15 protein-coding genes are annotated in these 14,686 nt (G+C 70.0%); 5 read left to right on the forward strand and 10 right to left on the reverse strand.

All coding sequences use genetic code 11. The features are described 5' to 3' along the window. Positions 1 to 73: 73 nt before the first annotated feature. From cysS to ACTMTU_RS31155, 4 genes are all read right to left on the reverse strand, one after another. Positions 74 to 1,471 (reverse strand): cysteine--tRNA ligase, encoded by a 1,398-nt coding sequence (gene cysS / locus ACTMTU_RS31140; RefSeq protein ID WP_441266767.1) that lies wholly within the window; start codon positions 1,469 to 1,471, stop codon positions 74 to 76. Between the two features lie 94 nt (positions 1,472 to 1,565). Then, the gene (gene ispF / locus ACTMTU_RS31145; RefSeq protein ID WP_441266768.1) at positions 1,566 to 2,069 is read right to left on the reverse strand and encodes a 2-C-methyl-D-erythritol 2,4-cyclodiphosphate synthase; all 504 of its coding nucleotides are present in this window, start codon (positions 2,067 to 2,069) and stop codon (positions 1,566 to 1,568) included. Beyond that, positions 2,059 to 2,796: a 2-C-methyl-D-erythritol 4-phosphate cytidylyltransferase gene (gene ispD / locus ACTMTU_RS31150; protein ID WP_441266769.1), complete on the reverse strand. Its 738-nt coding sequence runs from the start codon at positions 2,794 to 2,796 to the stop codon at positions 2,059 to 2,061. The genes ispF and ispD overlap by 11 nt, the downstream gene beginning before the upstream one ends. A gap of 287 nt (positions 2,797 to 3,083) precedes the next feature. Beyond that, positions 3,084 to 3,566, reverse strand: coding sequence for a CarD family transcriptional regulator (locus ACTMTU_RS31155; RefSeq protein ID WP_003953493.1), 483 nt, complete (start codon positions 3,564 to 3,566; stop codon positions 3,084 to 3,086). Between the two features lie 621 nt (positions 3,567 to 4,187). Here ACTMTU_RS31155 and ACTMTU_RS31160 point away from each other — a divergent pair. Next, positions 4,188 to 4,874 (forward strand): DUF461 domain-containing protein, encoded by a 687-nt coding sequence (locus ACTMTU_RS31160; protein WP_441266770.1) that lies wholly within the window; start codon positions 4,188 to 4,190, stop codon positions 4,872 to 4,874. 90 nt (positions 4,875 to 4,964) lie between these two features. On the opposite strand, the gene ACTMTU_RS31165 is transcribed toward ACTMTU_RS31160, so the two are convergent. Together ACTMTU_RS31165 and ACTMTU_RS31170 are read right to left on the reverse strand one after the other, a co-directional pair. After that, on the reverse strand, positions 4,965 to 5,645 hold the full coding sequence (locus ACTMTU_RS31165) for a response regulator transcription factor (protein WP_053557145.1): 681 nt from the start codon (positions 5,643 to 5,645) through the stop codon (positions 4,965 to 4,967). After that, the gene (locus tag ACTMTU_RS31170; RefSeq protein ID WP_159690443.1) at positions 5,642 to 6,898 is read right to left on the reverse strand and encodes a sensor histidine kinase; all 1,257 of its coding nucleotides are present in this window, start codon (positions 6,896 to 6,898) and stop codon (positions 5,642 to 5,644) included. The genes ACTMTU_RS31165 and ACTMTU_RS31170 overlap by 4 nt, the downstream gene beginning before the upstream one ends. A gap of 196 nt (positions 6,899 to 7,094) precedes the next feature. Between ACTMTU_RS31170 and phoU the strand changes: the two genes are divergently transcribed. Together phoU and ACTMTU_RS31180 are read left to right on the forward strand one after the other, a co-directional pair. Next, positions 7,095 to 7,772: a phosphate signaling complex protein PhoU gene (gene phoU, locus ACTMTU_RS31175; RefSeq protein WP_005315637.1), complete on the forward strand. Its 678-nt coding sequence runs from the start codon at positions 7,095 to 7,097 to the stop codon at positions 7,770 to 7,772. A gap of 115 nt (positions 7,773 to 7,887) precedes the next feature. Next, the gene (locus ACTMTU_RS31180) at positions 7,888 to 8,037 is read left to right on the forward strand and encodes a hypothetical protein (protein WP_441266771.1); all 150 of its coding nucleotides are present in this window, start codon (positions 7,888 to 7,890) and stop codon (positions 8,035 to 8,037) included. A 117-nt stretch (positions 8,038 to 8,154) separates the two neighbouring features. Here ACTMTU_RS31180 and ACTMTU_RS31185 read toward each other — a convergent pair whose 3' ends face one another. Both ACTMTU_RS31185 and ACTMTU_RS31190 read right to left on the reverse strand, forming a co-directional pair. After that, positions 8,155 to 8,556 carry a DUF4234 domain-containing protein gene (locus tag ACTMTU_RS31185; protein WP_441266772.1) on the reverse strand — a complete coding sequence of 134 codons (402 nt, stop codon included), beginning with the start codon at positions 8,554 to 8,556 and terminating at the stop codon, positions 8,155 to 8,157. 415 nt (positions 8,557 to 8,971) lie between these two features. Beyond that, entirely contained in the window at positions 8,972 to 9,700 is a 729-nt protein-coding gene (locus ACTMTU_RS31190; protein WP_441266773.1) for an LppU/SCO3897 family protein, read from the reverse strand. 587 nt (positions 9,701 to 10,287) lie between these two features. On the opposite strand from ACTMTU_RS31190, the gene ACTMTU_RS31195 reads away from it, so the two are divergent. Beyond that, complete coding sequence (locus ACTMTU_RS31195) at positions 10,288 to 10,482, forward strand: tyrosine-type recombinase/integrase (RefSeq protein ID WP_441266774.1); 195 nt, start codon at positions 10,288 to 10,290, stop codon at positions 10,480 to 10,482. 80 nt (positions 10,483 to 10,562) lie between these two features. Here ACTMTU_RS31195 and ACTMTU_RS31200 read toward each other — a convergent pair whose 3' ends face one another. Further along, positions 10,563 to 11,324, reverse strand: coding sequence for a phosphoglyceromutase (locus ACTMTU_RS31200; protein ID WP_441266775.1), 762 nt, complete (start codon positions 11,322 to 11,324; stop codon positions 10,563 to 10,565). Positions 11,325 to 11,477: 153 nt separating this feature from the next. On the opposite strand from ACTMTU_RS31200, the gene ACTMTU_RS31205 reads away from it, so the two are divergent. Continuing rightward, entirely contained in the window at positions 11,478 to 12,806 is a 1,329-nt protein-coding gene (locus ACTMTU_RS31205; RefSeq protein ID WP_441266776.1) for an MDR family MFS transporter, read from the forward strand. A 119-nt stretch (positions 12,807 to 12,925) separates the two neighbouring features. Here ACTMTU_RS31205 and ACTMTU_RS31210 read toward each other — a convergent pair whose 3' ends face one another. Then, complete coding sequence (locus tag ACTMTU_RS31210; protein ID WP_441266777.1) at positions 12,926 to 14,602, reverse strand: glycoside hydrolase family 55 protein; 1,677 nt, start codon at positions 14,600 to 14,602, stop codon at positions 12,926 to 12,928. Positions 14,603 to 14,686 lie beyond the last annotated feature (84 nt).

Consider the following 14,686-nt stretch of genomic DNA (forward strand, 5'->3'; position numbering starts at 1 on the left):
TTCGTTCCTCTGGATCGCGTCGTTAAGTGAAAGTGTGCCGCCCGGAACACCGGGCGGCACATGCGCCCGGTGCTCAGCGCGGTCCGAGTGTCCAGCGCGGTCCGTCGGGACCGTCCTCGATGACGAGTCCGGACTGGTTCAGCTGGTCGCGGATGGCGTCCGCCGTCGCCCAGTCCTTGCGGGACCTGGCCGACTCGCGCTGCTGGAGCACGAGCCTGACGAGCGTGTCGACGACCCCGTGCAGGTCTTCGCCGCGGTCGGCCTCGCCCGCCCAGTGCGGGTCGAGCGGGTCCAGGCCGAGGACTCCCAGCATGGCACGGACCTCGGCGAGGCGTGCCACGGCGGCTTCCTTGTCGTCGGCGGCCAGCGCGCTGTTCCCCTGCCGGACCGTGGTGTGGATGATCGCGAGGGCCTGCGGCACGCCCAGGTCGTCGTCCATGGCCTCGGCGAACGCGAGCGGCACCTCGGCGGCCGGCGCGACCGGTCCCGCCTTCTCGACGACCCGCTGGACGAAGCCCTCGATCCGCGCGAACGCCGACTCGGCCTCGCGCAGGGCCTCCTCGCTGTACTCGATCATCGAGCGGTAGTGCGGGGTGCCGAGGTAGTAGCGCAGGACGATCGGGCGCCAGTTCTTCACCATCTCGGAGACGAGCACCGAGTTGCCGAGGGACTTCGACATCTTCTCGCCGCTCATGGTGACCCAGGCGTTGTGCACCCAGTACGAGGCGAAGGCGTCGCCGTAGGCCTTGGCCTGGGCGATCTCGTTCTCGTGGTGGGGGAAGATCAGGTCGAGACCGCCGCCGTGGATGTCGAAGGCCTCACCGAGGTACTTGTGCGCCATCGCCGAGCACTCCAGGTGCCAGCCCGGCCGGCCGCGACCCCACGGGGTCTCCCAGGAGGGCTCGCCCGGCTTGGTCGCCTTCCACATGGCGAAGTCGCGCGGGTCGCGCTTGCCGGTGATGCCCTCTTCCGCGGGCTGGCGCAGGTCGTCGATGTCCTGGTTGGAAAGCGCCAGGTAGTCGGGGAAGGACCGCACGTCGAAGTAGACGCTGCCGTCGGCCTCGTAGGCGTGCCCACGCTCGATCAGGCCGCGCATCATCTCGACCATCTCGGTGATGTGCCCGGTGGCGCGCGGTTCGTAGGTGGGCGGGAGGCAGCCGAGGGCCTCGTAGCCGTCGTTGAAGGCCCGCTCGTTCTCGTAGCCGATGGACCACCAGGGGCGGCCCTGGTCCGTCGACTTGGCGATGATCTTGTCGTCGATGTCGGTCACGTTCCGGATGAACGTGACGTCGAAGCCGCGGTACTCGAACCAGCGGCGCATGATGTCGAAGTTCAGTCCCGACCGGATGTGCCCGATGTGCGGGGCGGCCTGCACAGTGGCACCGCACAGGTAGATCGAGACACAACCCGGCACGAGAGGGGCGAAGTCACGGATCTGCCGGGCGCTGGTGTCGTACAGGCGAATGGTCACGCAACAAGGGTAGTGGGCGCGTGGTAGTGCCTCGCGACCGTTTCCTGCCAGGACGTGACATCAAGGTGACACGAGCCACACCCGTGCCGTCACCTCACCCCGTGCGGAACACGAGCGCGGTCGCTATGGCGGCGAGCCCTTCCGCCCGTCCGGTCAGGCCGAGACCGTCGGTGGTGGTCCCCGAGACGGCGACCGGCGCGCCCGCCGCGGCGGACAGCGCCTTCTGCGCCTCCTCGCGGCGCTTGCCGATCTTGGGGCGTACGCCGATCACCTGAACGGAGACATTGCCGATCTCGAACCCGGCGGCGCGCACGATCCGCGCCGCCTCCGAGAGCAGGGCGACACCGGAGGCGCCGGACCACTCGGGCCGCGACGTGCCGAAGTGCGCCCCGAGGTCACCGACGCCGGCGGCGGAGAAGAGGGCGTCGCAGGCGGCGTGCGCGGCGACGTCACCGTCGGAGTGCCCCGCGAGGCCGTAGCCGTCGCTCTCCGGGCCTTCCCAGAGCAGGCCGGCGCACCACAGCTCGCGCCCCTTCTCGAAGGCGTGCACGTCGGTGCCGATGCCGACCTGCGGCAGCCGGAGATCCTCAGAAGCCATCGGTGGCCCTCCTCCTGGCGAGTACGGCCTCGGCCAGTACGAGATCGAGCGGCCGGGTCACTTTGAAGGCTTCCTCGTGCCCGGGGACGACGACGACCCGCAGGCCCAGCTGCTCGACCATGCTCGCGTCGTCGGTGACGTTGTCGGTGACCGTGGCGTGCGCGCGCACGAGGGTTTCGCGGTCGAAGCCCTGCGGAGTCTGCACGGCACGCAGAGCGGCCCGGTCGGGAGTGGCGACGACGGGCTCCGGCTCGTCCTTGCCGGCCGGTTCGACCATCTTGACGGTGTCGGCGAGGGGCAGCGCGGGCACGACGGCGGGAGCGCCGTCGCGTACGGCCTCGATGACCGAGTCGACGGTCTCCACGGGCACCAGCGGGCGGGCCGCGTCGTGCACGAGGACGGTCCCGATGTCGTCGGGGAGCGCGTCGAGACCGAGGCGTACGGACTCCTGCCGGGTGTCACCGCCGGGGACGACGAGGTAGTCCGTCCTCTCGGGCAGGGAATGCGTGTCGAGGAGCCGCTTCACCTCGGGGGCCCCGTCGGGCGGCGCGACCACCACGACCAGTGAGACGGCCCGGGAGGCGGCCATGGCGCGCACGGCGTGGACGAGCATGGGCGTGCCGTTCAGCGTGCGGAGCGCCTTCGGGGCGCCGGGGCCGAGCCGCACACCCCGGCCGGCGGCCGGGATGACGGCCGCGGTGCGGTGGTGGCGCGATACGTCTGACATCGGTTGCACTCCGGCAGGTTTGTTTCCTCAGCCGACATGGGTATGGCCACAGCGTGCCGGGCGCGACGCCTTGACGGGCCCTTCCGTGACCACTGGTCTGCGCCAGCCGCCGAGGCCCGGCACGCCACGGTGCCGGACGACGACGGTCGCGACCGTCAGAAAGTTGCGACCCTTGCGCCCCTTCAGCTGCGACCTTTCATACACATGCCGCAGCGCCCGGCGGCAGGCTGGATTTCACGGAGGGTGATTTCACAGCGTGCCAGCGGGCACCGCGGCATTATCGTGCGTCAGGACGCGAGGACCTCGTCGAGCAGAGCCTCGGCCTTGTCCTCATTGGTGTTCTCCGCGAGGGCGAGCTCGCTCACCAAAATCTGGCGCGCCTTTGCGAGCATCCGCTTCTCACCTGCGGAAAGCCCGCGCTCGCGCTCGCGACGCCACAGGTCACGCACCACTTCGGCGACCTTGATGACATCGCCGGAGGCGAGCTTCTCGAGATTTGCCTTGTAGCGACGGGACCAGTTCGTCGGCTCTTCGGCGTACGGTGCACGAAGCACCTCGAAGACCCGGTCCAGTCCGTCCTGGCCGACCACATCGCGAACGCCGACGAACTCCGCATTGTCCGCTGGCACGCGAACCGTCAGGTCACCCTGGGCGACCTTGAGCACCAAGTAGGTCTTGTCCACGCCTTTGATCTGGCGAGTTTCGATGGCCTCGATCAGCGCGGCCCCGTGATGGGGATAGACCACGGTGTCGCCAACCTTGAACGTCATGTGACAGGTACCCCTTCCGTGGCTATCCAGGGTAACACGGATACGGCTTCTTCTGAATGGCGTTTTCGCAGGTCAGGGCATATCTCGGGGCTTGACAACCGAGACAGGAACGTGCTGCGGACGGCTTCCGGAGTGCGGTATTCGCAGGTCGGAGCGGCTGTGCGGGCGGACGGAAACACGCGCGTCACAGAGCGCGTACCCCCCTCCAGAGAGGCCGAACGTCCCGATTTGTCGGATTCTCGGCGGTGAACTTCCCGTACTCCGTTCGGCCGCCGCTCACCCGTACGGACCGACGCTCCGCAGAATCCGGAATTGATCACCACGACTATTCGCAAGGAATGTGCGACGACCGGGGAAATCGATCACCACGGTTATGTGAACGGGCGGGTGGGCCGTTGATCGGAACACATGATCGGGGCGCTTCTTCCGGACACCTCGGCTGGGGGCGCGGCGGCATCCGCCGGTGAGCCGGTCCGACGGTCCTTCTCGTCCGCCGCCGGTAAAGGGCGGGTCGGGTGCGGGACGTGATCGACGGCTCGGTAACCTGAGCGCGAGCTGACACGCACGTAGCCGGTGACAGCCGCCACCACCCCGTCCGTACGTAGAAGGAGAAGCGCCGCCGTGAGCAGCAGCCTTCGACGCGGTGCCCTCGCCGGCGCTGCCATCGTCTTCTCGATCGCCTCGCTCTCCGCCTGCGGTGCGGGCAACGACGCGCAGACCCTCGGTGTCAGGCCGGACAACGCGGCCACCGCCGTCGACAACCTGAAGCTGCAGAACGTGAACGTCATCACGCAGCCGAAGCCGGACGTGAAGGGCCCCGCGGTGGTGGCCCTGACGATCTTCAACGACGGCGTGAAGCCTCAGACCCTCGAGTCGATCACGCTGCCCGGCTCCGACGCCAAGGTGAAGCTGACCCCCGCCAAGGGCTCGAAGGCGCTCACCGTCCCCGCGCAGGGCCGCCTCATCATCGGCGGCAGGGACAACGCGTCCGCCGTGATCGAGAACGGCAACCAGGAGATGAACAACGGCTCCAACCGCGAGGTCGTCTTCCGGTTCAGCGAGACGGGCGACGTCAAGCTGCGGGCGCTGGTCGTCCCGGCGACGAACTACTTCAAGGACTTCGGACCGACCGAGGTGCCGAAGCCGTCGCCGTCCGAGCCGACGAAGTCCCCCTCGGGCAGCCCGACGGGCACTCCCACCGGCACCCCCGCGTCCCCCGAGGCGCCGGCCGGCGACACGGAGGCCGCCGGCAGCGAGCCCGAGCAGCCGACCGACTCGGCGTCCGCGTCGCACAGCGCGGGCCACTGACCCCACGCACGAACGCCGAAGGGGCGCCCGCCGGAATCCGGCGGGCGCCCCTTCGCTGTGGTCACGGCGGACAGCCGGTCCGCCGGGTTCCTACGGCTCGAACTTGTAGCCCAGGCCGCGGACCGTCACCAGATAGCGCGGCGCGCCCGGGTCCGGCTCGATCTTGGCGCGCAGCCGCTTCACATGGACGTCGAGGGTCTTGGTGTCACCCACGTAGTCCGCGCCCCACACCCGGTCGATCAGCTGCATACGGGTCAGCACGCGGCCCGCGTTGCGCAGCAGCATCTCGAGCAGGTCGAACTCCTTGAGCGGCAGGTCCACCTTGCCGCCGGAGACGGTCACCACGTGACGGTCCACGTCCATGCGCACCGGCCCGGCCTCCAGGGCCGCCGGCGTGACCTCCTCCGGCTCGCCGCGGCGGCGGAGCACCGCGCGGATACGGGCGACCAGCTCCCGGGAGGAGAAGGGCTTGGTGACGTAGTCGTCGGCTCCTATCTCCAGCCCGACGACCTTGTCGATCTCGCTGTCCTTGGCGGTCACCATGATCACGGGCACGTTCGAGCGGCCCCGCAGCTGGCGGCACACCTCGGTGCCGGGCAGTCCGGGCAGCATCAGGTCGAGGAGCACCAGGTCGGCTCCGTTGCGTTCGAACTCGTCGAGTCCGTCGGGGCCCGTGGTCGCCACAGCGACCTCGAAGCCCTCCTTGCGGAGCATGTAGGACAGGGCGTCGCTGAAGGATTCCTCATCCTCGACGACGAGCACTCGGGTCACGGAAGGACCTCCGGGGCAGGAATTTCGGTGTTCGGATCGGTGTCGTAAGGCCGGTCGTCGTCCTCTTCGACGCGATCCTGGCCGCTGGTTGCGCGTTCTTTCGCCGCGCCTGCTTCTGGCAGCCGCAGCGTGAAGGTGGAGCCCTGTCCCTCGGAGCTCCATACCGTGACCTCCCCGCCGTGCGAGGCGGCCACGTGCTTGACGATGGCCAGCCCCAGGCCGGTGCCCCCGGTGGCGCGGGAACGGGCGGGGTCGACCCGGTAGAACCGCTCGAAGATCCGCTCGCGGTCCTTCTCGGAGATGCCGATGCCCTGGTCGGTCACGGCGATCTCGATCAGGTCCCCGCCGGGCGCCGAGACACGGCGGGCGGAGATGCCGACGCGGGTACGGGCCGGGGAGTAGTTGACGGCGTTCTCGACGAGATTGCCGAGCGCGGCTGCGAGCTTGCCACGGTTCCCCCAGATCCGCAGGTCGGCGGCGGCTCCCGCGGCCATGGTGATCTGCTTGGCGGACGCGGTCTGCCGGGAGCGGTCGATGGCCTCGGCGACCAGTTCCTCGACCCGTACGGGCTCGGAATCCTCCAGCGGGTCGTCGTTCTGCACCCGGGAGAGGTCGATGAGCTCCTGTACGAGGTTGGTGAGCCGGGTCGCCTCGATCTGCATCCGGCCGGCGAAGCGGGTGACCGCCTCGGGGTCGTCGGAGGCGTCCATGACAGCCTCGGAGAGCAGGGAGAGCGCCCCGACAGGGGTCTTGAGCTCATGGCTGACGTTGGCGACGAAGTCGCGCCGTACGGCCTCTATGCGGCGGGCCTCCGTCAGGTCCTCGACCAGCAGCAGGACGAGTCGTGAGCCCAGCGGCGCGACGCGGGCGGAGACGGCCAGCGCCTCGCCGCGACCGGTGCCGCGGCGCGGCAGGTCCAGCTCCACCTGCCGTATCTCCCCGTCACGCCGGGTGTCGCGGGCCATGTGCAGCATCGGTTCCACGGCGAGCTTGCCGCCGCGGACCAGGCCGAGGGCGTACGCCGCGGAGCTGGCCTTGACGACGGAGTCGGACTCGTCGAGGACGACCGCGGAGCTGCGGAGCACCGACAGGACCGTGTCGACGCCGGGCGGGAGCACGGCATCGGTGTGGAGCGACGTCCGGGTGGGCCGCTTCTGTTCGCGCTCGCTCCAGCGGAACGCCAGCACGGCGATGACACCGGTACAAAGACCGGCGATCGCTGCTGCTGCGGCAACCGCCGCGTTCACGTCCATGCATTCAGGTTATGCGGGTCGCGGGGGACTCTCCCAGCCAAACGGGTGGCACCTCGAACAGTCGTCGCTCAGAGTTCACCAAGGGGATAGTGCTGGTTCATTTGGGATGGAGCCGGCGGACTTCTGCCCACCGGAACGTGGGAGCGTGGGGGTTCGAGCCCCACCCGGACCCCGGTCGTATCAAGAGAGGGACACCATGCGGGACGCGTACCACGAGGAACTGGACTCGATCGGCGAGGGCCTGGTCGAAATGGCCCGGCTGGTCGGGTCGGCGATCGGGCGCGCCACCACGGCCATGCTCGACGCCGACCTCAAGCTCGCAGAGAACGTGATCGCCGGCGACCAGAAGGTCGACGATCTGCAGCACGACCTGGAGGCACGGGCGATCGCCCTGCTTGCGCGGCAGCAGCCGGTCGCCACGGATCTGCGGATCGTGGTCACCTCGCTGCGGATGAGCGCCGACCTGGAGCGCTCCGGCGACCTGGCCCAGCACGTGGCCAAGCTGGCCCGGCTGCGCTTCCCGGACCGTGCCGTGCCGAACGACCTGCACGCCACGATCCTCCAGATGGGACAGCTGGCCCAGCGCCTGATGGCGAAGGCGGCGGAGGTCATCATCACCAAGGACGTCGACCTGGCGCTCCAGCTCGAGCAGGACGACGACGAGATGGACCTGCTGCACCGCACGCTCTTCCAGCACCTGATGGACGACCGCTGGAAGCACGGCATCGAGACGGCGGTCGACGTGACGCTGCTCGGCCGCTACTACGAGCGGTTCGCCGACCACGCGGTGTCGGTGGCGAAGCGCGTGGTGTACCTGGTGACGGGTGAGCACGCCGACGAGATCCAGCAGCAGACGACGGTGGAGGGCGCGTAGCGGCGCTGAGGGGGCGTACGGGGGGCGCTTGCGCGCACATGCGCCGTTGATGCGCCCGGCCCGGCGGGACTGCAATGGGGGTGGCGGCATTCCCGTACGCCCTGAGGAGGGACCCATGGCCGAATCCCCCACCACCGACCCCCGGCAGGAAGCCCCGCGCGAAGCGGTCCACCTGCCCGTCATCGGCGCCTGCGGCTGCGGCTCCGGCTGCGGCTGCGGTTGCCAGTCCGGCGCTCCTTGCCAGTGCGGCGGCTGCTGCGGCTGACACGCACCCGCACGACGAGGGCCCCGTCCGGTCGCGGACGGGGCCCTCGCTGTGCGGCGTCGTTGCCGCGCGGATCACGCGTGCCGCCCGACGGTCTTGTTCCGGTTCCGTCGGACGTCAGGCCGCGAGCAGCACCTGCTCGCCCTCCACCGGGTTCCCGTAGTGGGTCCAGATCTGGTTGAGCTCGTGCTGGTAGTAGAGCGCGTGCAGGCCGGCGACGATCATGAGGATCAGCCCGATCCAGGGGTTGCAACTGGGCCGCATCCCGGCCGCCTTCTGCATGTCGGCGATGCGCTGACCGGTGTTGTAGACCGAAACGAAGGGCGGAACGATCACCAGCCAGCCGACGAGCACGGCCAGCACCGCGTATGCCGGGTTGACCTCGATCCGGCGGTCGAAGTCACGGGCCTCGCGGTTGACCTTGTAGTACCAGACGAAGTGGTAGACACCCAGCGTGATCAGCGGCCAGACCAGCCACACGAGAAGGATGTTGCGGGGCTTTCCGATACGACCGGACACGACGCACCTCCTCTCACTCCAGTGCATCACGCCCGCCGGGATCAGGCGCGCGGTGCGGGGGCGGCCTCGCTCCAGCGCGACGAGGGCCCCGTCCGGTCGCGGACGGGGCCCTCGTCCCGGGCGTCAGGCGGGCCTGGTCCTCATGGAGGACCGCACGAGATTCATCGCCTCCAGTGTCGGCGCGTCGCCGCCCTCCACGGACACGACGAGGTTCGCTCCGGCGTCATCACCGCGAGACACCCGGGGTCAGGGGGCTAACCGTACGGGGCTACGTCCAGGACGCGTGGCGGCTGGTGCGCTGACATCACGCGCACACTGTGCGGCCCCCGTCCAACCGTGGGCGGGGGCCGCACAGGGGTACGTCGGCCGTCTCCAGGGCGATCTTCGAGGCGGGTTGCCGAAGCCGAGTTGTCGGTCAGCCGCCCTGGTAGATCGTGGTGCACAGCAGCGTGGCGCCGTCGTCCACCAGGTAGGCCCAGTAGCGCGTCTGGTCGCCTGCCGCCCGGCGGCAGTTGTTCGCGTCGGCGCCCGCCGGGGCGCGGTAGACGCCTGTGATGTGCATGATCTGGTTGTACGGGGCGGGCACCGGCTCGCGTCGGCAGGCCACGGCCGTCATCATGCCGAGGGAGATCGAGTAGCCGGACTGCTGGCCGAGCATGCAGTAGGCGACGTGGTAGATGCGGGTGAGGCAGAGCTTCGTGGTGTTGCCGGTGGTGGCGGACCGGTAGCTCCAGTACGACTTCCCATGGCTGGTGGGGCAGGCCGTGTCGGTGGCGGTCACCTGGACCTGCGCCTGTGTGTCGGCGCAGGACACGGGGTCCGGCGGAACATCGACGCTCCAGTCGATGCTGGTGGTGCCCCCGCGGCCCGTGTCGTAGACCGCAAGGCAGTCGCCGGCCGAGATGGCTTTGAACGCCTCTTCGGTGGGATCCGGAGTGGGTGTCGACGGCTCGGGGTCGACCTCCTCAGCGTCCCCCTCACTGATGCCGGGGTCATCCTCACCGGTGCCAGGGTCATCGGGGATGTCGACGGTCGGCGAAGACGTGGACGGGGCTGGGCTGGAACTGGATGGGGGCGAGTCGGCCACCAGGTCCTTCAGCTCGGTCGCGTTGCTCACGCCCAGCCAGGTCAGGATCGACAGCACGGATGCGATTCCGCCGATGAGCGCCAATAACTTGGCAGTGGAATGATCATCGGATGCGCCTGCCACAATGCCCTCCCCCGCCGCGGCTCAGGCGATATTAACTTTTCCGGCGCCGCTGAGAGTCGAACTCCCGTTATCCCGCCCCGTTGGCCACCCCCGCACAGATCCAGCACCCCACGGATCGTCGCCCGGCCAGATCATCCGTTCATCCGCATGGGTCATGTGCGGAGGATCGGTCTCGCCGCGCGGCGAGCGGAGCGAGCCACTCACCATGGGCCCCGGCGGGGTGAGATCGTCGGTCTCCGCCGGGTCGACGTCGGCCTGGACAAGCGCGTGCTTTACCTCCGCCGGCAGACTCGGCGCCGGCGTGGCGTCCTCTGTAACGACGACCCCAAGGGCCGCCGTCGTCGGGCTGTACCGATGCCGGCGATGTGCACCGGGCCGCTTCGCCGGCACCGGATGCGCCAGGCCGCTGCCGAGCTGCGCGCGGGGGAGTCACGAGGAAGCGTGGAAGCCTGCCCTCGCCGCGGCCGGGGTCATCCCGGTCCCCGCGCGGCCGGCCTTTCGCCTAGTCCCGCGAGAACGGCATGCACGCCCTGCGCCACTTCTACGCCTCGGTCCTCCTGGACGCTGGGGAGAACATCAAGGCCCTCGCCGAGTACCTCGGCCACTCCGACCCCGGCCTGACTCTCCGCGTCTACGCCCACCTGATGCCGTCCAGCCAGGAGCGCACCCGCAAGGCTGTCGCCACCGTCTTCGAGACGGCCCGATCAAGCACCTGACGGCCCAGCGACGGCCCAACGGCAGCAATAAGCCCCCTCCCGGCGGAGAAACCGCAGGTAGGGGGCTTATGCAGGTGGTGCTACTTCTTCTTGCCCTGGTTCTTGACCGCCTCGATCGCCGCCGCCGCCGCGTCCGGGTCGAGGTAGGTGCCGCCCGGCTTGACCGGGTTGAAGTCGGCGTCGAGCTCGTAGACGAGGGGGATGCCGGTGGGGATGTTCAGGCCGGCGATGTCCGCGTCGGAGATGCCGTCCAGGTGCTTGACCAGCGCGCGCAGGCTGTTGCCGTGGGCGGCGATCAGGACCGTGCGGCCGGCGAGCAGGTCGGGGACGATGCCGTCGTACCAGTACGGCAGCATGCGCTCGACGACGTCCTTGAGGCACTCGGTGCGGGGACGCAGCTCGCTCGGGATGGTCTGGTAGCGGGCGTCGTTCGCCTGCGAGAACTCGTTGTCGTCGGCGAGGACCGGCGGAGGCGTGTCGTACGAGCGGCGCCAGAGCATGAACTGCTCCTCGCCGAACTCGGCCAGCGTCTGGGCCTTGTCCTTGCCCTGAAGGGCGCCGTAGTGGCGCTCGTTCAGCCGCCAGGTCCGGTGGACCGGGATCCAGTGGCGGTCGGCGGACTCCAGGGCGAGCTGCGCCGTGCGGATGGCGCGCTTCTGGAGCGAGGTGTGGAGGACGTCGGGGAGCAGACCGGCGTCCTTGAGCAGCTCACCGCCGCGGACTGCCTCCTTCTCGCCCTTCTCCGTGAGGTTGACGTCCACCCAGCCGGTGAACAGGTTCTTCGCGTTCCATTCGCTCTCGCCGTGGCGGAGGAGGATCAGCTTGTACGGTGCGTCGGCCATGCGCCCGAGCCTAATCGACGCGCCGCCGGCGCCGCGCGGCTGCCCGAGGAGCGGACCGTTGACGATCGCCGTCAATTGAGTGGCGGCCTGAGCCTCCCGCTAAGTAAGTTGCGGATGCTTCAGAAGACCATTACAGCCGTGGGGGGCTCCCGTATGTCCATCGCTTCGCTCGGACGCGCAGCGCGCACGACCGTCTCGGGGCTGCCTCCCGGCTTCTGGTGGCTGTGGACCTCGACGCTGGTGAACCGGACCGGCGCGTTCGTGCTCACCTTCCTGTCGCTCTACCTCACCCAGGAACTGGGCTACTCCGCCTGGTACGCCGGTCTCGTCATCGCCCTGCACGGGCTCGGCGGCGTGGCCGGGTCCCCGCTCGGCGGGATGCTCACCGACCGGTGGGGCCGGCGCCCCACGATGATCTCGATGCACCTGGCGGGCGCGGCCTGCGCCGCCGCCCTCGCCGTGGTCAGCAGCGCCTGGGGCATCGCGGTCGTGGTGCTCCTCATGGGCGTGGCGATGCAGGCCGTGCGGCCTGCGATCAGCGCGATGATCGCGGACATGGTCCCGGAGTCCGAGCTGCGCCGGGCCTACGCGCTCAACTACTGGGCCCTCAACCTGGGCTTCGCCGTCGCCGCGCTCGGCGGCGGTGCCGCGATCTTCCTCGGCTACCGGACCCTGTTCGTGGCCGACGCCGTGGCGACGGCCCTGTGCGCGGTGATCGTCTTCATGCGGCTGGGCGAGACCCGGCCCGCGGCCCGCGTCGACAGTGCCGGTGAGCGGGTCGAGGAGCAGCGGGTGACCGTCCTCGACGTACTGAAGGACGCACCGTTCCGCACCCTGGTCCTGCTGAACCTGCTGGTCTGCCTGATCTTCACCGCCCCGTGGGTGGGCCTGCCGCTGACCATGGCCGGTGAGGGGCTGTCGGCCGATTCGTACGGCATGGTCATCGCCGTCAACGGTGTGGTGATCGTCGCCCTGCAGTTGCTCGTCAACAGGATCACGGACAAACGCTCGCCTGCCGCGCTGCTCACCGTCTCGTCGCTGCTCTTCGCCGTCGGCACCGGGGCGACGGCCCTGGCCGGAACCCCGCTGGTGTTCGCGGCGACCGTGGTTGTGTGGACGCTCGGCGAGATGGTGCACGTCCCGACGAACGCCGCCGCCACCGCCCGGCTGGCCCCCGAGCACGCCCGGGGCCGCTACCAGGGCGTGATGGGCATGTCCTGGGCCGTCGCCGGTTTCGTCGCGCCGATCCTGGCGGGCTGGGTCGTGGACGGCCCGGGCCCGGACGTTCTGTGGATGGGCTGCGCGGTGGTCGGCGCGGTCGCGGCAGTGGGTTACTCGCTGCTGCTGCGGCGGGCGCTGGCGGAGACGGGCGGTCCGGTGGAGCCTTCGGTGACCAAGGCCGTGGCGGTCGCGAAGGCGGCAGAGATGACGGACGTGGACGACAAGGAGACCGAGCAGGGCGCGGCCCCGGTCGGGGGCTGACGGGACAGGGTCACCGGCGTCCAGGCGCCGGCTCCTCCGTCACGCGGGTCCCCGTGTGACGGAGCGCGCACAGGAAGGCAAGGGCGAGCGCGACGTGTGGCCTACGGACATGCCACCGTTCAGCGGCCCAGTCGGCGTTGTGCCTCGTAGAGATTGGCGGGGTGGACGGCGCCCGGGGCTCCGTACGCCTCCAGCCGGGAGTTGAGCGCGCCGGTGAAGTCCGGCACGTCGGTCTGGTCGAACTCGCGGACCTCGCTGATGGCGACGGTGGCGCTGTACGGGGCGATCCCGTCGATCCGGACGAGGCCCGCGCGGCCGTTGGTGACCGTGACGTTCCAATGGGTGAAGCGGGCGCCGTAGAGGGGGCCGGCGCTCGCGTCGCCGCCGTGGCGGCCGTTGTTCTCCACCGTGATCTCGGTGCGGACGTTGGCGAACGGCATGCCTCGGTGGGTGTCGAAGGTGCCCATCTCCATCACACCGCGCGACCAGACGTTGTAGCTGGACAGGCCCTCGACGTTGATGCCGTGCAACTGGGTCCCGGCGGGCGCCGGGACGGTGCGGCGCGCGACGGTGAAGTCCTCGACGAGGTTGTCGTGCGAGCCCTCGCGGCAGAAGTAGGGGTGGTGCGAGCCGCGGCCCTCGACCCGGGTGCGCCGCAGGGTGCAGGCCGAAGCCGCGACGAGGCCGAATCCGTTGTCGACGTGGCGCACGGTGACGTCGTCGGCCCAGCAGTCGTACGCGCACTGGAAGGTGACGCCGTTGTAGCCCTTGTCGAGCAGGTGCGGGGACTGCGGCGTCTCGACGGCCGCGAGGGTCAGGCCCTCCACGCCGGATCCGGTGAGCGGTGTGACGAGGGTGGTGAGGCGAGGGTCCCACTCGGGGCGTACGTCGAGGGGAAGCGGGCGCTCGAGGGTGACCCGGCCGCGGTCGACCGAAGTGATGCGAACGGGCCACTCGTAGGGGACGTAGGACGTCAACTTGGTCTTGTCGTCCCAGACATACGTCTTGGTCCCCTCCCCGTCGCCGGCCATGTGCCGCAGCAGGGTGTGGCCGGCGTCGTCGGCGAGGCGGAGCATGACGAGTTGTCCGCGGCGCAGCCCGGAGGTGTCAGAGACGGTGACGGACCGGTCGCCGCGGCGGGCGGGGGCGACGGTGGCGAGGGTGGTCCACTCGTCGCGCCGGTTGCCGGTCCAGCCCTCGAAGGGCCATGCCCTGGCCCTGATGGCGTCGGTGAGGGAGGCGTAACGGTCCTTCGGGCAGAGCCAGATGAGGCCGCCGGCCCAGGACCAGGAGGATTTGTCACCGCCGTAGCGGGAGCCGTAGGGACCGATGAGTTCGGTGAGGTTCCTGGTGGCGAGGAGGGTGGTGCGGCCGCTCCCGGCGCCGCGCAGGACGACGTCGCTGTGCCCGATGCGGATGACGTCGTCGATGCGGTACGTGCCCGGCGGGACGACGACCGTGCCGCCGCCGCGTTCGCCGACAGCGGCGACGGCACGGTTGATGGCGGGTGCGCAGTCGACGGAGCCGTCGCCCTTGGCCCCGTAGTCGCGCACGTCGGCCCTGACGGGACGCCGCGGGAGGTGGCGCGCCCCGGCGGCCCGGCCGGCACTGCCGATGTACGGGATCTGCGGGTGTGTGCAGGGCGCGCGGCGGAACTCCCGCCACAGTTCAGGGGTGGTACGGGTCCGCGCCGTCGCGGGAGCCGCCGCGAGGCCGCCGGTCGCGGCGATTGCCGCGACGGCCGTCGCACTGCCGAGCAGTGCGCGTCTGCTGATGGCTCGTTGATCGGTCCCCATGACGCCACCTTCCATGGATGTGAACGCCGTTCATGTCTACGTCGGCGGCGAGCATGCCACGGGGACCCGGCGCACCGAAAGAGT

Origin of the sequence: Streptomyces sp. OZ13, assembly GCF_052068155.1 — a bacterium.
Classification (GTDB): Bacteria; Actinomycetota; Actinomycetes; order Streptomycetales; family Streptomycetaceae; genus Streptomyces.